The 18,433-nt window shown below is 64.7% G+C and carries 20 protein-coding genes; 9 read left to right on the top strand and 11 right to left on the bottom strand.

Going from position 1 to position 18,433, the window contains the following annotated elements; all coding sequences use genetic code 11:
• Window positions 1-104: 104 nt before the first annotated feature.
• Window positions 105-1,463, top strand: coding sequence for an HDOD domain-containing protein (locus tag B9N93_RS13875; RefSeq protein ID WP_085214602.1), 1,359 nt, complete (start codon window positions 105-107; stop codon window positions 1,461-1,463).
• On the opposite strand, the gene B9N93_RS13880 is transcribed toward B9N93_RS13875, so the two are convergent.
• The 4 genes from B9N93_RS13880 to B9N93_RS13895 form a co-directional block, all read right to left on the bottom strand.
• The gene (locus tag B9N93_RS13880; RefSeq protein WP_085214604.1) at window positions 1,460-3,001 is read right to left on the bottom strand and encodes a long-chain-fatty-acid--CoA ligase; all 1,542 of its coding nucleotides are present in this window, start codon (window positions 2,999-3,001) and stop codon (window positions 1,460-1,462) included. The genes B9N93_RS13875 and B9N93_RS13880 overlap by 4 nt on opposite strands.
• Window positions 3,002-3,102: 101 nt before the next feature.
• The gene (locus tag B9N93_RS25510; protein WP_085214606.1) at window positions 3,103-3,498 is read right to left on the bottom strand and encodes a glycine zipper family protein; all 396 of its coding nucleotides are present in this window, start codon (window positions 3,496-3,498) and stop codon (window positions 3,103-3,105) included.
• Between the two features lie 143 nt (window positions 3,499-3,641).
• Window positions 3,642-4,859, bottom strand: coding sequence for an FAD-dependent monooxygenase (locus B9N93_RS13890; RefSeq protein ID WP_085214608.1), 1,218 nt, complete (start codon window positions 4,857-4,859; stop codon window positions 3,642-3,644).
• 138 nt (window positions 4,860-4,997) lie between these two features.
• Window positions 4,998-5,471: a Spy/CpxP family protein refolding chaperone gene (locus B9N93_RS13895; protein ID WP_176225257.1), complete on the bottom strand. Its 474-nt coding sequence runs from the start codon at window positions 5,469-5,471 to the stop codon at window positions 4,998-5,000.
• 177 nt (window positions 5,472-5,648) lie between these two features.
• Here B9N93_RS13895 and B9N93_RS13900 point away from each other — a divergent pair, with 177 nt between their 5' ends.
• From B9N93_RS13900 to B9N93_RS13920, 5 genes are all read left to right on the top strand, one after another.
• Entirely contained in the window at window positions 5,649-6,365 is a 717-nt protein-coding gene (locus tag B9N93_RS13900; RefSeq protein ID WP_085214610.1) for a response regulator, read from the top strand.
• Window positions 6,362-7,720 (top strand): ATP-binding protein, encoded by a 1,359-nt coding sequence (locus B9N93_RS13905; RefSeq protein ID WP_085214612.1) that lies wholly within the window; start codon window positions 6,362-6,364, stop codon window positions 7,718-7,720. Before B9N93_RS13900 ends, B9N93_RS13905 begins: the two co-directional genes overlap by 4 nt.
• 107 nt (window positions 7,721-7,827) lie before the next feature.
• A complete protein-coding gene (locus B9N93_RS13910; protein ID WP_125468984.1) occupies window positions 7,828-8,268 on the top strand; it encodes a hypothetical protein in 441 nt (146 codons plus the stop codon).
• A gap of 66 nt (window positions 8,269-8,334) precedes the next feature.
• Window positions 8,335-8,787, top strand: a complete 453-nt coding sequence (locus B9N93_RS13915; RefSeq protein ID WP_085214616.1) for a bis(5'-nucleosyl)-tetraphosphatase — start codon at window positions 8,335-8,337, stop codon at window positions 8,785-8,787.
• 81 nt (window positions 8,788-8,868) lie between these two features.
• On the top strand, window positions 8,869-9,096 hold the full coding sequence (locus B9N93_RS13920; RefSeq protein WP_085214618.1) for a sulfurtransferase TusA family protein: 228 nt from the start codon (window positions 8,869-8,871) through the stop codon (window positions 9,094-9,096).
• 9 nt (window positions 9,097-9,105) lie between these two features.
• Here the strand turns inward: B9N93_RS13920 and B9N93_RS13925 are convergent, their stop codons facing one another.
• Window positions 9,106-9,762, bottom strand: coding sequence for a histidinol-phosphatase (locus B9N93_RS13925; RefSeq protein ID WP_085214620.1), 657 nt, complete (start codon window positions 9,760-9,762; stop codon window positions 9,106-9,108).
• 176 nt (window positions 9,763-9,938) lie between these two features.
• On the opposite strand from B9N93_RS13925, the gene B9N93_RS13930 reads away from it, so the two are divergent.
• Window positions 9,939-10,478: an RNA pyrophosphohydrolase gene (locus B9N93_RS13930; RefSeq protein WP_085214622.1), complete on the top strand. Its 540-nt coding sequence runs from the start codon at window positions 9,939-9,941 to the stop codon at window positions 10,476-10,478.
• A 9-nt stretch (window positions 10,479-10,487) separates the two neighbouring features.
• On the opposite strand, the gene cpdA is transcribed toward B9N93_RS13930, so the two are convergent.
• The 5 genes from cpdA to xseB form a co-directional block, all read right to left on the bottom strand.
• Complete coding sequence (gene cpdA / locus B9N93_RS13935; protein ID WP_085214624.1) at window positions 10,488-11,327, bottom strand: 3',5'-cyclic-AMP phosphodiesterase; 840 nt, start codon at window positions 11,325-11,327, stop codon at window positions 10,488-10,490.
• A 131-nt stretch (window positions 11,328-11,458) separates the two neighbouring features.
• Window positions 11,459-11,983, bottom strand: coding sequence for an adenine phosphoribosyltransferase (locus B9N93_RS13940; protein ID WP_085214625.1), 525 nt, complete (start codon window positions 11,981-11,983; stop codon window positions 11,459-11,461).
• Window positions 11,980-13,899: a 1-deoxy-D-xylulose-5-phosphate synthase gene (gene dxs / locus B9N93_RS13945; RefSeq protein ID WP_085214627.1), complete on the bottom strand. Its 1,920-nt coding sequence runs from the start codon at window positions 13,897-13,899 to the stop codon at window positions 11,980-11,982. Before dxs ends, B9N93_RS13940 begins: the two co-directional genes overlap by 4 nt.
• 136 nt (window positions 13,900-14,035) lie before the next feature.
• On the bottom strand, window positions 14,036-14,938 hold the full coding sequence (gene ispA / locus B9N93_RS13950; RefSeq protein ID WP_085214629.1) for a (2E,6E)-farnesyl diphosphate synthase: 903 nt from the start codon (window positions 14,936-14,938) through the stop codon (window positions 14,036-14,038).
• Window positions 14,928-15,158 (bottom strand): exodeoxyribonuclease VII small subunit, encoded by a 231-nt coding sequence (xseB, locus tag B9N93_RS13955; protein WP_176225258.1) that lies wholly within the window; start codon window positions 15,156-15,158, stop codon window positions 14,928-14,930. Before xseB ends, ispA begins: the two co-directional genes overlap by 11 nt.
• A gap of 518 nt (window positions 15,159-15,676) precedes the next feature.
• On the opposite strand from xseB, the gene B9N93_RS13960 reads away from it, so the two are divergent.
• Complete coding sequence (locus B9N93_RS13960; protein WP_125468985.1) at window positions 15,677-16,072, top strand: DUF7682 family zinc-binding protein; 396 nt, start codon at window positions 15,677-15,679, stop codon at window positions 16,070-16,072.
• Between the two features lie 30 nt (window positions 16,073-16,102).
• Complete coding sequence (locus B9N93_RS13965) at window positions 16,103-16,954, top strand: radical SAM protein (protein WP_085214635.1); 852 nt, start codon at window positions 16,103-16,105, stop codon at window positions 16,952-16,954.
• Between the two features lie 23 nt (window positions 16,955-16,977).
• Here the strand turns inward: B9N93_RS13965 and B9N93_RS13970 are convergent, their stop codons facing one another.
• Complete coding sequence (locus B9N93_RS13970) at window positions 16,978-18,381, bottom strand: M20/M25/M40 family metallo-hydrolase (protein WP_085214637.1); 1,404 nt, start codon at window positions 18,379-18,381, stop codon at window positions 16,978-16,980.
• Window positions 18,382-18,433: the final 52 nt, after the last annotated feature.

Raw genomic sequence — 18,433 nt, forward strand, 5'->3', positions numbered from 1 at the left:
CCGCGATTGTGCTGGAATTCAATGATGCCCGCAATCGCCGGTCCCGGCCAAGGCACGCCGGTACCATCGGACCCCGCCTTTTCCAACCCCGAGGAAACCCGCCCATGAAATCGCTGCTAAGCCGGTTCAAATGGCCGTTCCGAACCCAGGCGACAACCCCACCGGAACCCCTGCCCGAACCCAGGTTCGAGTCCGCCCCGGCGCCGACACCACCGGCCCGCCGGGCGGCCGCCATCGAATTACAGACCTTGCAGCAACTGTTTCCGTTGCGCACCTTGGACGAAGACACCCTCAAAGCCTTCGTGCTGGACCGCGAGGCCGATATTTATCCCGAGGGTTCCATCCTGTTCCGCCAAGGCGAACCGGCGCATTCGGTGCATTACCTGCTGCAAGGCCGCGTGGCCTTGGAAACCGCCGAGGGCACCGGCTATGAAATCCAGGCGGGATCGGCCCAGGCGCGGTTCCCGCTGTACGCGGGTCGGCAGTACAACGCCACCGCCCAGGCCAAGACCGAAATCCAGGTGCTGCGGATCAGCGCCCAAATCATGGCCCAGTGCGAACCCGGCGCGACAACCCTGGGCACCGACACCGACCCGCTCGACCTCGAACTGCCGGACGCCGTGCGCGACAACCCGGTTTTCCAAGCCTTCCATGAACACTATCTCGGCGGCGGCCTGGCATTGCCGACCCTGCCCACGGTGGCGGCCAAGCTCGGGCAGGCCATCGAGCGCGATTGCCATCTGCGGGAGTTGGCGGGGCATGTCCAACTCGATCCGGTCATCGGCTCGCGTTTGGTGAGCGTCGCCAACAGCCCTTTGTACCATGCCGGGGAGCCGGTCAATTCCTGCCACGACGCCATCGCCGTCTTGGGGATGGCCGCCACCCGCAACCTGGTCCTCGGCCTGTGCCTAAAACGGGTGTTCGAGTCCAAGGAACCCAGGGTCAACGCCCTGTTGCACACACAATGGAAGCAGAGCCTCCAGCTTTCGGCGCTGTGCTATGTGTTGGCCGGGGAGAACGGCGGCATCGACCGGGAGGAGGCTTTGCTGGCTGGTTTGATCGCCGATATCGGCGCCCTGCCCTTCCTGTCTTTCCTGGCGCGGACTTCGGGACCGGCTTGGTCGGAGGCGGATGTCCAAGCCATCTTGCCCCTGGTGCGCGGTCCCCTGGGTGCCCATCTGCTGGGCCGCTGGCATTTCCCGGCGGAATTGGCGCGTATCCCGTGCTTGGCGGAAAACTGGTACCACGATGGCGGTCCCCGGCTGGACCTTGCCGATATCGTGATCCTGTCCAAGCTGCACGCCTATATCGGCACGCCGCGCCGGGCCGAACTGCCCGCCATCAACGCCATCCCGGCCTTCTCCAAGCTCAAGGAAGGCAAGTTGTCGCCGGAGCTATCGCTGGACATCCTGGCCAAGGCCAAGCATAAGATCGGCCAGGCGCTCAAGGTGTTCTCGGGCTAATCCAAATCCTTCACGCCGCGCTCGATCTCGCCATGCTTGCGTAATTGGCGCTTGAGGATTTTGCCGGCGGCGTTGCGCGGCAAGGCCTCGACCAACTCGAAGCGCTTGGGCACCTGATGCCGCCCCAGATGTTCGCGGCAGAACGCCCGCAAACCGGCCTGGGTCTCGCCGTCGGCCCCGTCCACCGCGACATAGGCCACCGGCACCTCGCCGTGCAACTCGTTGAGTTCGCCCACCACCGCCGCCTCGCGCAGGCCCGGATAGCGGTGCAGCACTTCCTCGATCATGCGCGGATAAACGTTCATGCCGTTGACGATGATGAGGTCTTTCTTGCGGTCCACGATGCTGAAATAACCGTCCTCGTCGCAGGTGCCGAGATCGCCGGTCAGGAGCCAGCCATCCCGCATCACTTCGCGGGTTTCCTCGGGCCGGTTCCAATAGCCCTTCATGACATTGGCGCCGCGCACGGCGATTTCGCCCACCAGGCCCCGCGGCAACTCGTTGCCCGCGTCGTCCACGATCCGCATCTCCACCCCCGGTATCGGCAGGCCCACCGTGCCGGGCTTGACCAAGCCACCGATGGGATTGACGCAGGTGACGGGCGAGCATTCGGTCGGGCCGTCGCCCTCGTAGATAGCCACGCCGAACTTGGACTCGAAACGGCGCAACACCTCCACCGGCAAAGCCGCCCCGCCCGAGACGCAAAACCGCAATGTGCGGAAGCACGGCACCCGCTCGTCCTTCAGCCGCAACAGCACGCTGTACATGCTGGGCACGCCCAGGAACACCGTGACGGCCTGGGCCGCGATGGCCTCGGCCACGGCCTCCGGCTCGAACCGCGGCAGCGGCACGAAGGCGCAGCCATTGGTCAGCGGCGTCAACATCCCCACGGTGGCGGCGAAGGCATGGAACATCGGCAGCACCACCAACACCCGGTCCTCGCCCGGACGCCAATGCATGGCCTCGCGCACGCTCTGGGTATTGGCGTACAGGTTGCGGTGGGTGAGCATCGCGCCCTTGGGAAAGCCGGTGGTGCCTGAGGTATAGAGGATAGCGGCGACCGCTTCCGCCGGGTCGAGTCCAGGTTCGGGCACCGGCCCGGCCCCGGCCAGGAGATCGTCCCAAGCCACGGCGTCCACCGCCGCGCCGCCGATCAGCACGCTGAATTCCGGCTTAGGCCCGGCCTCCAGCGCCCGTTCCACGGTCGGGGCCAGGACGGCGTGGTAGACCAGCGCCTTGACCCCGGCATCGCCCAGGATATAGGCGATTTCCTCGACATTGACGAGCAGGTTGATCGGCACCACCGTGGCCCCGGCCTTGACGATACCGGCGTAGGCCAGGGCGAATTCCGGCGAGTTGGGACAATACAAGGCCACTCGCTCCCCCGGCGCGATCCCCCGCGCCGCCAACCCCGCCGCGACCCGGTCGGACAGTTCGCCGAAGCGCCGATGGTCCAGCACGGTGGACCCGGCGATGATGGCGGGACGGTCGGGATAGCGGTGGGCGCTTTCGCGCAGGGCGTGGATCAGGGTGGACATAGCAGGCTCCGGGAAGGGGGATTGGCAACGCGCCGCCGGAATGGCGGGCAAAAATAATCCCGCCGGGCAGCGCCACGGCGGGATTATACGGAGGCCGGGGATCAGTTGACGACGTTGTGGCCGCGGTTGCGCATACAGTTGATGAAGGCGCGTTTGTAGGCTTCATCGCCGGACACGCCCTGCTGGGCACCGCCGCCGATACCACCCGCCGCCGCGCCGATGGCCGCGCCCGCGCCAGGATTGCCGGCCACGGCCCCAATCGCCGCGCCCGCCGCCGCGCCCAACAAGCCACCCGCGACCACGCCTTTGGCGGCTTCCGTGCCGGTGCTGCCCGCCTGCTTGGCGAGCATCTTACATTCCTCGGTATCCTGAGGGATCGCCTGCGGGTTGCGGTCGTTATAGCTGTCCACCGTGGGCTGCCAACCGCTATAAGTGGCACAGCCACTGACGACGACCAGTAGGGGGATCACGATCATGCAGACTTTCTTGCTCATCATAAAAACTGCCTTTCTCAATCGATAAAACAAAGCCACTCGCTTCGACGATCCATTATAGAAGCCTTCGTGCGAGCGCTCTAACCGCTATGGACGATAGTCCAGCTCATGGATTCCGCGCCCGTATCCGGTCGAGGCCGGGAAGTTTAGCCGACGATGGCCTCGCCACGGGCCAGCTTGGGCAAGCGTCCGCCCAGGCCCATGGCGTAGCGCATCGCTATCTGCTTGGCCGGCTTGAAACGTTCGGCCAAGCCCAACCCCAGGTTCCGCGCCAGCCGCAAAGGCGGGTTGGCGTTGCCGAACACCCGGTAGAACATATCCATGGTGGTCATCATCAGGAGATTATTGCTGCGGCGCATCTCCTCGTAGCCGTTCAAGACCTGGGCCGAGCCGAGATCGCGGCCTAGCCGGTGAGCGTCCATCAAGGTCTGCGCCAGGGCGGCGGCGTCCAATAGGCCGATATTGACGCCCTGCCCCGCCAGCGGGTGGATCATATGGGCGGCATCGCCGATCAAGGCCACGCCCGCCTTGGTATAGCTGAGCGCGTGCTGGCGTTTGAGCGGGAAACTGCCCCTGGCGCTGATGGATTCGATATCGCCCAGGCAATCGGGGAAGGTCTGGCGCAATTCGCGCATCAAATCGGCATCGGACAGGGTTTTCAGCCGCTTGACCCGCTCCGGGGTCTCGTACCACACCAGGGAAGCATGGGGTCCGTCCAGCGGCAGGAAGGCTTGCGGTCCCGCCGGGACGAAGCGCTGCCAAGTGATATCCTGCTGGCCGTAGGCGGTATCCACCGTCAGCACCAGCGCATGTTGCTCATAATCCCAGCCGCTGACGCCCATCCCCGCCGCCTGCCGCACCCGCGAATAGCCACCATCGGCGGCGATCAGCAAGCGGCCCTTGAGTATCCGGCCATCCTCCAGTTCCACGGTCGAGCCCTGGGGCGCGTAATCGATCTTGCGGGTCTTGACCGGGCACAGCAGTTCGACATTGGCGAAAGCCTTGAGGCGGTCCAGCACCGCCCATTGGATCACTCGGTTCTCGACGATATAGCCCAGCACCGGCTCGTTGATATCCTCGCTGCGGAATTCCACATCGCCCGCGCCTTCCCAGACCCGCATCCTGCGGAACGGGCAGAACCGCCGCCCGGTCACGCCCGGCCAGGCACCAACGGTCTTGAGGATGCTGGCCGAGGCCACGCTGACCGCCGACACCCGGAGATCGTGGGGCTGTTCCGGGGAGAATTCCCGCGGCGGCGAATCTTCCAGCACGGCCACCCGCAAACGGCTTCCGCCCAGGGCGCAGCCCAAGGTCGCCCCGACCATGCCGCCGCCGACTATCAACACATCGTATTCGTCTTTCATCGCTTTCTTGCCTCCCGCGCTGGAACGGCGGATTGTGGATTTTATTACAAGCCGGACAGCATACCGCAAAAACCGCCCAGGCCGGGCGGGCCGTGGATGGGCCGCGCCCCCGCCCATTCACGGCTGCAAAGGTCCGTCCTACTTGGGCGCTCCCGGTCGGCCCGCCCCGCCCCGCCGCCCCCGCGGGGCGCGTTCCCCCATCGGCGTCAGATCGTCGAACGCCTTGCGCTGCTCGGGGCTCAAAGTGGCGTAGAAGGTCCGGGTCGCCGCCAGCACATCCTCCAGCATCGTCTGCCGCGCCTTGTTGAGATCGATCAATTTTTGCAAGCGGTCGGGGGCCGAAAGCTTCTGCATCGCCTCGATATCGGGATGGATTTTCTGCGCCCGCGCCCGTTCGATCTTGTCGGAGAAGGTTTTCCAATCCGCCTCCTGGGCCGGGGTGAGCTTGAGCTCGGTGTGTATCTGGGCCAGCCGCTCGTTGACGTACTGTTCGCGGTGGACGGCCCAGGGTCCGCCGTCCATGCCGTCCGGGCCTTGGGCCGATACGGCCCCGGCCAGTCCCAGGTTGAGCAAGATCGCGCCGATCAGCCATGCTTCGCGATAAATAGTCATCGTAGGTTCCTCTTGCGATGAGAATTGGATAGACGGCGGGATTCGCATCCCGCTGGAGACGCCCTCCGGCCAGGGGCTCAGCCCAGGCTTGGTATCCTTGTGTATGCCTGTGCCACCAAGATACACGGAGATACAAAAGCCGATGACGCCCCTAGTCCGACACGGTAAAACATGCCCATGGACAACGCTCATATCTTAGTCGTCGACGACGACCGCGAAATCCGCCTCCTGGTCGGCGATTACCTCAAAAAAAACGGCTACCGTATCACCCTGGCCGCCGATGGCCGCCAGATGCGGGAAATCCTGGCCACCAGCGGCATCGACCTGGTGATCCTCGACCTCATGCTGCCGGGCGAGGACGGGCTGGTTTTATGCCGCGACCTGCGTGCCCGCTCCGACCTGCCGGTGCTGATGCTCACCGCCCGCGGCGACCCCATCGACCGGGTGCTGGGCCTGGAAATGGGCGCGGACGATTATCTCGCCAAGCCCTTCGAACCCCGCGAACTGCTGGCCCGGCTCCGCAACATCCTGCGCCGACTCCACGCGCTGCCGAGCCGGGGCGTCGCCCACCAAGCGGGCCGCTGGCGCTTCGCGGGCTGGCGGCTGGACGGGCGCACCCGCCAGCTCACCTCGCCCCAGGGCGTGGTGGTGGCGCTGTCGGGCGCGGAGTACCGCCTGTTGCAAGTGTTCCTGGCCCATCCCAACCGGGTGCTGAGCCGCGACCAACTCATGGACCTCGCCCGCGGCAAGGAAGCCGACCCCTTCGACCGTTCCATCGACCTCCGGGTCAGCCGCCTGCGCCAAAAACTCGGCGACAACGCCCGCGCCCCCGACCTCATCAAGACCCAGCGCAACGAAGGCTATGTGCTGGCGGCAGCGGTGGAGGCGGAATGATGCCGGGGTTCCCGCCGCGCTCCCTGGCGGTCCGGCTGTTCCTGCTGTTGCTGGGCGGGGTGTTGGCGGCGGTATCGACCACTACCGCGCTGGCGATCCACGAGCGCGAGCGTATCGTGCAAAGCTTCCGCGACCAGGCCACGGCGGACCGGGTCGCCGATTTCCTGCATTTGCTGGTCGCGCTGCCGCCGGGGGAACGCTTCGCCACGGTGCGGGCCTTGCCCTCGGGGCTGTGGCGCATCGACCCCGGCGACCGGCCCCATGCCGAACCGCAACCGTTTTCGCCCGCCTTCACCCTGGCGCTGGAAGAAGCCGTGGGCACCGGCATCCAAATCGAGGACGCCTGGCGCGTCATCCGCCAGGATTGCGAGGACGACGGTGGCCCTTGCCTGCCCAAACGGGTGATCGGTGCCTGGGTACGCTTTCCCGACGGCCAGCGGGTCCATGTCGAAGGCATCCGCGATTATTCCCCACCCTATCTGCCGCAAGGTGCCCAGTTCGCCATCAATCTCTCGTTGCTGGCGGGTTTCCTGGCGGTGATGGCGTGGTTCGCGGGGCGCTTGGTGCTGGAACCCCTGCTCAGCCTGTCCCAAGCCGCCGAAGCCTTTGGCCGCGACCCCGACCACCCACCGATGGACGAATCCGGCCCCAGCGAGGTGCGCCAAGCCGCCCACACCTTCAACCAGATGCGCGAACGCCTCCGCGCCCACATCCAGGAGCGCACCCACATCCTGGCCGCCATCACCCACGACCTGAAAACCCCCCTCACCCGGATGCGCCTACGGTTGGAGCAATGCGAGGACGAACCCTTGCGGACGCGGTTGGTGGAGGATGTCGAGGCCATGCGGACCCTGGTCGCCGAAGGACTGGAATTGGCCCGCAGCCTGGATACCGGGCAAGCGCCCCAAGCGGTCGATCTCGCCGCCCTGCTGGGCAGCCTGTGCGAAGATGCCCAGGACGCGGGCGACGACACCCGCTACCTCGGACCGGAAACCGCCCTGGTCGCGGGCCGGCCCGAAGCCCTGCGCCGGGTGTTCCTCAACTTGATCGACAACGCCTTGAAATATGGCGGCGTGGCCAGCGTGGGCCTGGAACGGGCGGGCGCGGACTGGCTGGTGCGGATCAAGGACGCCGGGAGCGGCATCCCGGAACGCCATCTGGCCGAGGTCATGCAGCCGTTCTTCCGGCTGGAAACCTCGCGCTCGCGCGAAACTGGCGGCACCGGGCTGGGCCTGTCCATCGCCGCCAACCTGCTCGCGGCCCAGAGCGGGATTTTGACCTTGCACAACCGCCCCGAGGGCGGCTTGGAGGCGCGGGTGCGCCTGCCCGCGCTCAAGGGCAACGGCAAGCCATGAAGACCGCCGCGGTTAGCCCGCCACGCCGGTCCGGGCGGATTTCACGGAGAACCTATGGCATTCGGACGCCGTATCGCCCAAACTTCCCCTATTTAAGAGGGAAACCGATGATGCGCTTCGCACGCTTGGGAGGGATGGCGGGACTGGCCTGGCTACTGGCGGCCTGCGCCCAGTTCAGGGATTCGGACACGCGCCTGACCGAAAACCACCTGTTCACCGCCGGCTTCAAGATCATGGAAGCCAACACCCCGGAACGGCAAGGCATGTTAAACGGGCTGGCTCCTGAAACCCTCACCCGCGTGCCGCGGCCCGAGGCAGTCTATTACATCTACGCCGACCCGGATATCTGTAGCTGCCTGTACGTGGGGCGGGAAACCGAGTTCGACAAACTGCAAGCCCTGTTGCGGGAACGGCAGGATTCCGACCGGCGGATGGTCGCCAGGGAACTGGAACAAGACCAACGCCTGGGCTGGGGACCGGGCGGACCCTGGGGCAATTGGGGCGCGGGCGGCAACAACGCCGGCAGGCCGGATTGGGACCCCCACTGAGTGGCGGGACACCCCACCTTATTTCGTTTGCGCGGGACCGGCGCGTCCCGCCCGTTTGGAGTTACGATGCGCAATGAATTGATCGGCGATGGCAGCAAAAGCTATATCCTCTCCGCCGGGGTGATTATCGTGCGGGGCTTGCAAAGCCCGCATTACCTATTGCTGCGGGCTTTCCAATATTGGGATTTCCCCAAGGGCGTGGTGGAACCGGGCGAAGACCCGTTCATGGGCGCCCAACGCGAGGTGGAGGAGGAAACCGGGCTGACCGGCTTGCTGTTCCATTGGGGCAAGACCTTCCAGGAAACCCGTCCCTACGGCATCGGCAAGATCGCCCGCTATTACCTGGCCGAATCCCCCGAGGGCGAGGTGTTCCTGCCGGTGAACCCGGCGCTGGGACGGGCCGAACACGAGGAGTTCCGCTGGGTGGATTTCAAGGCGGCGCGGAGCCTGGTCGGCCCCCGGTTGAAGCCGATCCTGAACTGGGCCGATTGGCTGGTGACCCATGGCCGGAATGGTTGAGGCCCGAGCGGCGGCAACCCCGGTGGAACCGGCCCCGATTTGCTAAAATCGCCGCCCTCGTTCCACCGACCGGACCCCGCGATGCAGATTCACCTGGAATTGGATACCACCGGGCTGATGTGCCCCCTGCCCTTGCTCAAGCTCAAGAAAGCCCTGCAAACCCTACAGGGCGGCCAGACCGTGTTGGTTTTGGCGACCGACCCGGCCTCGGTGCTGGATTTCGGCGTGTTCCTGGAACAGGCCGGGCACGAACTGCTGGAGCGCAGCGAGGACACCGGGGTGTTCCGCTATCTGATACGCAAAGGCTGAAGCCGGGATTCAGCCACGCAGGCCGATGACCGGCCAGCCCCGTTCCTGGGCATGGCGGGCCAAGTTCGGATCCGGGTCCACCGCCACCGGATGCTCAACCCGTTCCAATAGCGGCAAATCGTTGTGGGAATCGCTATAGAACCAGCTTCCCGCCCAATCCCGCCCCGTTTCCGCCAGCCATTCCTCCAACCGCGCCACCTTGCCCGCCTGGAAACAGGGCGTGCCCTCGAAACGCCCGGTATAGCGCCCATCCCGGAATTCCGGCGTGGTGGCGATCAGGTGTTCGATGCCGTACAAACGGGCGATGGGCTCGGTTACGAAGCGGTTGGTGGCGGTGACGATCATGGGCAGGTCGCCCGCCGCCCGGTGCTTTTCGACCAAGGCCCGCGCCGCCGGCAACAGGATCGGCCCGATTTTAGCCTCGACGAATTCCTCCCGCCAGCGATACAGGGTCGAAGGCTCGTGCCGGGCCAAGGGGGCCAGCGCGAACGCCAAAAACCGGGCGATATCCAAACACCCTTGTTTATAGTCCTCATAGAAACGGGCGTTGGCGGTTTCGTATTCCTGGGCATCGACGATGCCGCGCTCAACCAGGAACTGGCCCCACAGATAATCGCTGTCACCCGCGATCAAGGTGTTATCGAGATCGAATATTGCCAGACTCACGAGATTCCTTTAAATTCCAAGATGACGGTAAGAAGAAAACCGTCAGCGGCCCGCCCCGATGGCCTGGGTGGCCGCAGCCGGATCCAACCGGCGCTAACGCCGGACCGAAACCGTAACACCGCCGGACAAAACAGGCGGATTATACACCAGCCACCAACCAGGATGCGCCCCCTGTCATGATCGACCCGGATGGCTACCGCCTCAACGTAGGCATCATCTTATGCAACGACGAGGGCCGTGTATTCTGGGCGCGGCGGTTGGGGATGCGTTCCTGGCAATTTCCCCAGGGCGGCATCAAATTCAACGAAGACCCGCAATCCGCCATGTATCGGGAATTGTACGAGGAAGTCGGACTGCGCTACCGCGACGTGAAGATCATCGCCCGCACCCGCGATTGGCTGCGCTACGACCTCCCCGAGCGCTATATCCGCAAGCATTCCTATCCGCTGTGCATCGGCCAGAAGCAACTCTGGTTCATGCTCCGCCTCCGTGCCAGCGAATCCCGCATCCGCCTCAACCGCACCGCCAAGCCCGAATTCGACCATTGGTGCTGGGTCGATTATTGGTATCCGGTCAGCGATGTGGTCTATTTCAAACGGCAGGTCTACCGCCAAGCGCTGACCGAACTCGGCAACCATCTGGCCCCCGGCAAACCCGCCCGCGCCCCCGCCGCGCCCCTGCCCACCGGTCCCCGGATCGTGGTCCAGGAAGGCTGAGCCGTCCCTTCAATAGCCCCGCGACGAGAAGTCCAAACCCTCGGGAATGTCCCGGCCCCGCCCCAGCGTGGTCTCGATGCCGCCATCGGGACGGAGTTCGATCCAGCGATAGCCGGGCGGCAGCGCGTCCAGCGCGAAATCCACTTGCAGCGGCTTGAACTGGAAACAGGTCGAAGGCGTGGCGATCATGCGGATGCCTTGGTGCATCCGGTCGATGGCTTGGTGGACATGGCCGCATACCACCACCCGCACCCGTGGATGCGCCGCCAACAGCCCGAACAAGCGGTCGGCGTCCTCCAACACCATGGTGTCCATCCAAGCGCTGCCACTGGGCACGGCGTGATGATGCAGGGCGATCAAGGCATGGCGCTCCGGGTACTGCCCGAGCAGGCTTTCCAGGAGGCGCAATTGCTTCCCGCCGAGACGGCCAAAGGGCAAGCGCGGGATGGTGCTGTCCAGGCAGATGATTTGCCAGCCGCCCACGACGAAGCTGGATTGGAACAACACCCGGTCGCCGACCAGATGTTCCTCGATGAGTTCGGGATCGTCATGGTTGCCGGGCAGGCAATAGGCCGGGCAAGGCAAGGCCCGCAAACGCTCCCGCAAGCGCCGGTAGGCCGAGGGCACCGGGTCTTGCACCAAATCGCCGGTCAGCAGGACCACGTCCGGGGATGGACCCGACGCCAAGGCGGCGCGGAGGGTATCGACGAAACTTTGGTCGGTATCCACGCCCAGCATACGCTCCCCGGCCCCGGCCAGGAAATGCAGGTCGGTGAGATGCAACAGGCGGAGGTTCCCCGGCGGTTTCGGGGCGCTGGCCGGGGCGGCAGGCGGCGAAAGGTCGGTCATCGGACTGGTCCCGTTAGGGTGGCTCGTGGGTAATTGTCGCCGCCGCGCCCTGAAGGAAGCGCCGCGCCGCCGCTATTGTATCTGGTTTGTATCCGGCCTTGCCGCGGCGGCCCGGAACCCGCGCCGCCCGCCTAGAACCTCAGGAGGGAATGCACCGGATACCCCGCCAGCTTCTCCCGCCCGCCCAAAGCCTCTAGTTCGACCACGAACCCCAGGGCCACGACCTCGGCCCCCAGGGATTCGATCAATCCGCAACTGGCCTGGGCAGTGCCGCCGGTGGCGAGCAAGTCGTCGATCAACAACACCTTGTCGCCCGGCCCCACGGCGTCGATGTGGGCTTCCAGGGAGGCCGAGCCATATTCGAGGTCGTAGCTGACGCTCTGGACGTTATAAGGCAACTTGCCGGGCTTGCGCAAAGGCACGAAACCCACGCCCAGTTCCCAGGCCGCCAAGGCACCGAAGATGAAACCCCGCGCCTCCATCCCGGCCACCGCCGTGATGTCCCGCCCCAGGAAGGGATGCAGCAGATGATGCACCGCCAAACGCAGGCTGGCCGGGTCTTTCACCAAGGGCGTGATGTCTTTGAACAGGATGCCGGGTTTGGGAAAATCCGGGATATCCCGGACCTTGGCCTTGAGCGATTCGACCGGGTTCATGCGCGTTGCTTCCCGGCGGCGATACGCGGTATGGCCTGCGCTTCGGGCATGGCTTTTTGGCGGAAGCCGTCGATGGCCGCGAAGATTCCGGCGGCGTCGAGGCCGCATTCGGCCAGGAGTTCCTCGCGGGTGCCCTGCTCGACGAAGTAATCGGGCAATCCCAGGTTCAATACTGGGTTGCGGCGTAGCCGGGCGTTCAGTAATTCGTTGACGCCACTGCCCGCCCCACCCGCGATGACGTTCTCCTCGACCGTGACGATAAGCTCGTGGCTGTCGGCCAGCTTGAGGATCAAGTCCTCGTCCAGGGGTTTGGCGAAACGCATATTGACCACGGTCGCGCCCAGCTTTTCGCCCGCCTCGACCGCCGGGGCCACCAGGCTGCCGAACGCCAGGACGGCGATGCGGGAGCCTTCGCGGCGGACCTCGGCCTTGCCGATGGGCAGGGCGGTCATCTCCTCGCGCACCTCGACCCCGCCACCCTTGCCGCGCGGGTAGCGCACCGCCGCCGGGCCGTTATGCTTGAAGCCGGTGTAGAGCATTTGCCGGCATTCGTTCTCGTCGGCGGGGGCCATCACCACCATGCCGGGCAAACAGCGCAGATAGCTCAGGTCGAAACTGCCCGCGTGGGTGGGACCATCGGGGCCGACCAAACCGGCCCGGTCGATGGCGAACAGCACCGGCAGTTTTTGCAACACCACATCGTGGATCAACTGGTCGTAGGCGCGTTGCAGGAAGGTGGAATAAATCGCCACCACCGGCTTATACCCCTCGCACGCCTGTCCCGCCGCCAAGGTCACGGCGTGCTGCTCGGCGATGCCCACGTCGAAATAGCGGTCGGGAAAGCGCCGCTCGAATTCGACCAGCCCGGACCCCTCGCGCATGGCCGGGGTGACACCCAGGAGCCTGCGGTCGCGCTCCGCCATATCGCACAGCCATTGGCCGAACACTTCCGTGTAGCTCGGCGTGCCCGGCTTGGCCTTGGGCAAATGGTCCTGGCTGGGGTCGAACACGCCGACGCCGTGATAAGCCACCGGATCGCGCTCGGCGGGCGCGTAGCCCTTGCCCTTCTTGGTGACCACATGCAGGAATTGCGGCCCCGGCGTCTTGCGGAGGTTGCGCAGGGTGGTGATGAGGGTGTCGAGGTCGTGGCCGTCGATGGGGCCGATATAGTTGAAGCCCAGTTCCTCGAACAGCGTGCCCGGCGCCACCATGCCCTTGACGTGTTCCTCGGCGCGGCGGGCCAATTCCCACACGCCCGGCATCCGGTGCTTCAGCAGTTCCTTGCCGCCCCGGCGCACGCTGGAATAGAAGTTGCCGGACAGGATTTTCGCCAAATAATTGTTGAGCGCCCCGACATTGGGCGAAATCGACATCTCATTGTCGTTGAGGATCACCAAGAGGTTGGCGTCGAGCGGACCGGCGTGGTTCATCGCCTCGAAAGCCATGCCGCCGGTCATGCCACCATCGCCGATGATGGCGACGGCGTGGGTGTCCTTCTTGTCCAGGGAAGCGGCAATCGCCATCCCCAGCGCGGCGCTGATGGAGGTGCTGGAATGGCCCACGCCGAAACAGTCGTAGGGGCTTTCATCGCGGTTGGGGAAGGCCGAGAGACCGTCCTTCTTGCGGATGCTGGGCAGGCGCTCGCGGCGTCCGGTGAGGATTTTGTGCGGATAGGCCTGGTGCCCCACATCCCAAACCAGCTTGTCCTCCGGCGTGTTGAAGACATAGTGCAAGGCGATGGTCAATTCCACCGTACCCAACCCCGCCGCCAGATGCCCGCCGGACTGGCTCACGCTGTGCAGCAGGAAAGCCCGCACCTCTTCCGCCAAACGCGGCAATTGGTCTTCCGGGAGGTTGCGGAGATCGGCGGGTCCGGTGATGGAGGGGAGCAAGGAATAGCTGTTCGGATGATTCATGGGGAATTCTTAAGTCGGGAAACGGGACCGGACGGAACGCCGGTCCCAGGTGGGTCGCGGCGGCGGAAACAAGCTCGGGGCCATTATGGAACCGCGCCCCAGGGCTTTCAAGAAAGGCCGTTCCGCCGCCGTGGGCCTAGTTGCGGCGCTCGATGATGAACAGCGACAAGGCCCGCAGCAGGTCGGCTTCCGCGCCGAAACCGGCGAGGCTGGCCAGCGCCTCCTCGTGCAATTCCTGGGCTTTCTCCTTGGCCCCGTTCAGCCCCAGGAGGGCCGGATAATTCGGCTTGTTGTGATCGCGGTCCTTGCCCTGGGTCTTGCCGAGGGTCTGGGTGTCGCTCTCCTCGTCGAGGATATCGTCCTTGATCTGGAAAGCGAGGCCGATGCACTTGGCGTAATGGTCGAGTTTGTCGGCGGCGGCCTTGTCGTGCGGCACCTGGGCCAGGGTCGCCAGCTTGACGCTGGCCCGGATCAAGGCGCCGGTCTTGCGGATGTGCATGTTTTCCAGGCTGGGGAGGTCCAAGGTAGTGCCCACCGCGTCCAGGTCGATGGCCTGCCCCCCGACCATGCCATAGGAACCGCTGGCGCTCGCCAGGGTTTCGATCATGGCGAGGCGGTTCTCCGCCGGAACCTGGAGGTTGGGATCGTGGGCCAGCACATGGAAGGCCAGCGCCTGCAAGCCATCCCCGGCCAGGATGGCGGTAGCCTCGTCGAAGGCGACATGGCAGGTCGGCTTGCCACGGCGCAGGGCATCGTCGTCCATGGCGGGCAAGTCGTCGTGGATCAGCGAATAGACGTGGATGAATTCCACCGCCGCGGCCGGGCCGTCCAACAGGTCCAAAGGCAAGTCCAAAGCGATCCCGGTGGCATAGGTCAACAAGGGCCGCAGCCGCTTGCCACCGCCCAGCGCGGAATAGCGCATGGCTTGGTGTAGCCGTTCCGGCATCCGGGTCGCGGCGGGGAGCCTCGCGTCCAGCGCGGCTTCGGCGCGGGTCTGGCAGGCCCGCATGAAATCTTGCAAAGCGTTCTCAGGATTCATCGGTAAAGGGTTTCAGTAGGGGTTCGCCGTTCTTTTCCAGCAATACGCGGACTTTTTGTTCCGCTTCGCGCAGGGCGGCTTGGCTGGTGCGGGTGAGCTGCACGCCGCGCTCGAACAGCTTGAGGGCTTCTTCCAGGGGCAGGTCGCCCTGCTCCATGCGGTCCACCAGTTGTTCCAACTCGGCCAGGGATTCTTCGAAATTGGGGGCTTTTTTCGCCATGGTCCGGGGCATTGCGGCGCGGTGGTCGGTGTAGGGCGGTATTATCACAAATGTTGGTACTTGAGAAAAACACTGGGATTTAGGCCGGGCGGCGTCCCGATCCGATATGGGCATGGCGCGGTTCCCGGCTCTGCCGCGCCGGGCCGGAACAGGCGATGCCAATCGGGTCCTCCAGGAGGACGATAGCCACCCAACATGGGTCAGCTCCCAAGTCCGGTCGAACAGTTTCAACTATCATGTCCGCCTCAGCCGCAGCCATATCGTACCGCCTCCAGACCGGGAGGATTCGTCATGGCCAAAGTCGCCGGCAGTTGCCGTAACCATCCGCACGGCGGATGGAAACACACGAAAAGGAACCAGCGCCCAGGGAACTCCTGGACGGTCCGGTGTCGCCTTCCGCGCCGGGCGTGGTTTATACGAAAATTACTGACAGCGGAACCCAGTGGGTCGGCCCATTGCGGCAATTCGACAGAGAATAAACCGCTTGACCTCCTCGACTTTAATACTCTCCGAATACCATGCCTGTTAGAAAAAAAACCTTTTCGTGCGGCCACAACGGCAAAGGGAGATTCTGTCATCGCTGCGCCAGCGAAGAGCAGCGGAAGCACGCGATGCTCCAAGCGAAAACCCAGCGCATCCAGCGGCTTGCGCAAGCCCCGATCCCGCTCGACGATCTGCCTCCCGAAATCGCGGAAAAAACCCTCGAAATGATCGCATCACTGCAACACGGCGCTTCTTATATGGATTTCATGGGGAAGCGGATGAAGAATATGGGACAACGCCATATCATCTCCATCCCCATCGGGCGTAGATACCGTTTAATCTGCAAGGACGACCATGGCCCTCTGGAGTTCATCGAAGCCATATCCCATGAAGAATATAATAACCGTTTATCCGGTAACGGCTGGGTTTGAGATTCCAGCCTCAATCCCCAACCCATAGCCATGCCCAAACTCACCATTACCCACCATGATCGCGACAGCGCCGGACTCACCTACGTCTACCCGGTGATATCGCGCCGCTCGGGCGGGCTGTCCATCGGCGTCAACCTCAACCCCAACCACGCCTGCAACTGGCGTTGCGTCTATTGCCAAGTCCCGGACCTCGTCCGGGGTTCCGCCCCCGCCATCGACCTGTTCCAACTGGAAGACGAATTGACCGGACTCCTCGCAGACGCCCTGCATGGCGATTTCTACCAGCGCTATGAATTGCCGGAAGACCAGCGCGTCATCCGCGATATCGCTCTTTCCGGCAACGGCGAACCCACTAGTTGCCGCGAATTCGCCGCCGTGGCCGGGATCGTCGGCCAGGTCTGCGCCGAATTCGACCTGTTCGGGACGATCAAGCTGGTCCTCATCAGCAACGGTAGCCTGATGGCGAAACCCGCAGTCCAGCGCGGCGTGGCGCATTGGTCGGAGCTGGGCGGCGAGGTCTGGTTCAAGCTGGACCGCGCCACGGCGGACGGCATCCGCCGCGTCAACAGCGTGAATCTGACGCCGGCAGCCGTGTTGCGGCACCTCGAAATCTCGGCCCGCTTGTGCCGGACTTGGCTACAAAGCTGCTGGTTCGCCTGGGACGGCGCGGCTCCCGGCGCGGACGAACAGCGGGCTTATCTGGATTTATTGGCGGAAATCCGGCAGCGGGACATTCCCGTCGGGGGCGTGCTGCTGTACGGGCTGGCGCGGCCCTCCATGCAGGCGGAAGCGCCGCGCCTCTCGGCCTTGCCGCCCGGATGGCTGGAAGATTTCGGCGGGCGGATCGAGGCGGCGGGGTTCGCGGTCAAGGTGAGCGGATAGCCACCCGTCCCGCGATACCGAACTCAAGCGCCCACTTTGGCCAAAATATACGCCACGCAAGCCGTCAACTTCTTCGCATAGGGAATATGCAAAAACTCGTTCGGCCCATGGGCATTGCTCAACGGTCCCAACACCCCGGTAATCAGGAATTGCGCTTCGGGGAATTGCTGGCCCAGCATTCCCATGAACGGAATGCTCCCGCCCAGGCCGACATAGGCCGCGTCCTTGCCATAGAAAATCCCGGAAGCTTCCTGGGTCGCCTGTTCCAGCCAAGGAGCCAGGGCGGGCGCGTTCCAGCCGGTGCCGGATTGGTCGAATTCGACCGAGATTTCCGCATCATAGGGCGGGTCGGCGGTCAGCGCGGCGCGGATCGCGGCTTCGGCTTCGAGGCCATCCACCGTCGGCGGCAGGCGGATCGACAACTTGAAGGCGGTATGCGAACGCAGGATGTTCCCGGCGGAATGGATGGGCGGCATCCCGGCCTGCCCGACCACGCACAGGGTCGGACGCCAGGTATTGTTGAGCAGTAATTCAGCCCCGTCGGCGCTGACCGGACACAACCCCGGCACCACCTTGAAGCTGCCGCGGATACCCTCGACGCCGATGATCTCCGCCGCCGCCGCCGCCTGCTGGCGGCGCTGCTCGGGGATTTCGGCCAGCAGCGCCGGGATGCGGCTCGCGCCGGTCACGGGGTCTTCCAGCCGGTCTAGGAGCTGGCGCATGATCCGCATCGACGAGGGCACGATGCCGCTGGCGATGCCGGAATGGGCGGTTTCCTCCAATACCTTCACATCGACCACGCCATTGACCACGCCGCGCAGCGAGGTGGTGGACCACAGCCGTTCGTAATCCCCGGCCCCGGAATCGAGGGCGATGACCAAATCCGGGGTGTCGATGATGCCACCGTAGGCGTCGAGATAGGCGGGCAAATCGGGCGAACCGCTTTCCTCGGAGAATTCGATCAGGATGACGATGCGCGGCAAAGCCACGCCCGCCAGCGCCCGCAGCGCCGCCACGGCGGCGAACAGCGCATAGCCGTCGTCGGCCCCGCCCCGGCCATAGAGCTTGTCTTCGCGCAGGACCGGCGTCCACGGACCCAAGCCCTGGCTCCAGCCTTCCATTTCCGGCTGCTTGTCGAGATGGCCGTAGATCAACACGGTTTTATCGAGGGTGCCGGGAACTTCCAGCAGGATCAAGGGCGTGCGGCCCGGCAGATGGGTATCGTGCAGGATCGCGCCGGGCAGGGGGTGGGCGGCGAGCCAATCCAGGGCGAGGCGGCGGGCGGCTTCCATATGGCCGTGCGCGGCCCAATCGGGATCGAAATGCGGGGATTTATTGGGAATCTTGATGTATTCGGCCAGGGTGGGCACGATTTCGCGGTCCCAGAACCCGGCAATGTTGGCATACAGCGTATCGGTGGCGATCATGGCTCGGATTTTCCTCTCAACGACGGCGCGGCTAGTATTCCGCAAATCCCAC

Source organism: Methylomagnum ishizawai, assembly GCF_900155475.1.
In the GTDB taxonomy this organism is placed as follows: Bacteria; Pseudomonadota; Gammaproteobacteria; order Methylococcales; family Methylococcaceae; genus Methylomagnum; species Methylomagnum ishizawai_A.

Coding starts and splice junctions, on each gene's coding strand:
- dxs (WP_085214627.1), bottom strand. CDS start 13,899: ATGAATCATCCGAACAGCTATTCCTTGCTCCCCTCCATCACCGGACCC.
- B9N93_RS13895 (WP_176225257.1), bottom strand. CDS start 5,471: ATGACTATTTATCGCGAAGCATGGCTGATCGGCGCGATCTTGCTCAAC.
- B9N93_RS13940 (WP_085214625.1), bottom strand. CDS start 11,983: ATGAACCCGGTCGAATCGCTCAAGGCCAAGGTCCGGGATATCCCGGAT.
- B9N93_RS25510 (WP_085214606.1), bottom strand. CDS start 3,498: ATGATGAGCAAGAAAGTCTGCATGATCGTGATCCCCCTACTGGTCGTC.
- B9N93_RS13970 (WP_085214637.1), bottom strand. CDS start 18,381: ATGATCGCCACCGATACGCTGTATGCCAACATTGCCGGGTTCTGGGAC.
- B9N93_RS13890 (WP_085214608.1), bottom strand. CDS start 4,859: ATGAAAGACGAATACGATGTGTTGATAGTCGGCGGCGGCATGGTCGGG.
- B9N93_RS13905 (WP_085214612.1), top strand. CDS start 6,362: ATGATGCCGGGGTTCCCGCCGCGCTCCCTGGCGGTCCGGCTGTTCCTG.
- B9N93_RS13910 (WP_125468984.1), top strand. CDS start 7,828: ATGATGCGCTTCGCACGCTTGGGAGGGATGGCGGGACTGGCCTGGCTA.
- ispA (WP_085214629.1), bottom strand. CDS start 14,938: ATGAATCCTGAGAACGCTTTGCAAGATTTCATGCGGGCCTGCCAGACC.
- B9N93_RS13880 (WP_085214604.1), bottom strand. CDS start 3,001: ATGTCCACCCTGATCCACGCCCTGCGCGAAAGCGCCCACCGCTATCCC.
- B9N93_RS13915 (WP_085214616.1), top strand. CDS start 8,335: ATGCGCAATGAATTGATCGGCGATGGCAGCAAAAGCTATATCCTCTCC.
- B9N93_RS13900 (WP_085214610.1), top strand. CDS start 5,649: ATGGACAACGCTCATATCTTAGTCGTCGACGACGACCGCGAAATCCGC.
- B9N93_RS13960 (WP_125468985.1), top strand. CDS start 15,677: ATGCCTGTTAGAAAAAAAACCTTTTCGTGCGGCCACAACGGCAAAGGG.
- B9N93_RS13930 (WP_085214622.1), top strand. CDS start 9,939: ATGATCGACCCGGATGGCTACCGCCTCAACGTAGGCATCATCTTATGC.
- B9N93_RS13920 (WP_085214618.1), top strand. CDS start 8,869: ATGCAGATTCACCTGGAATTGGATACCACCGGGCTGATGTGCCCCCTG.
- cpdA (WP_085214624.1), bottom strand. CDS start 11,327: ATGACCGACCTTTCGCCGCCTGCCGCCCCGGCCAGCGCCCCGAAACCG.
- B9N93_RS13875 (WP_085214602.1), top strand. CDS start 105: ATGAAATCGCTGCTAAGCCGGTTCAAATGGCCGTTCCGAACCCAGGCG.
- B9N93_RS13965 (WP_085214635.1), top strand. CDS start 16,103: ATGCCCAAACTCACCATTACCCACCATGATCGCGACAGCGCCGGACTC.
- xseB (WP_176225258.1), bottom strand. CDS start 15,158: ATGGCGAAAAAAGCCCCCAATTTCGAAGAATCCCTGGCCGAGTTGGAA.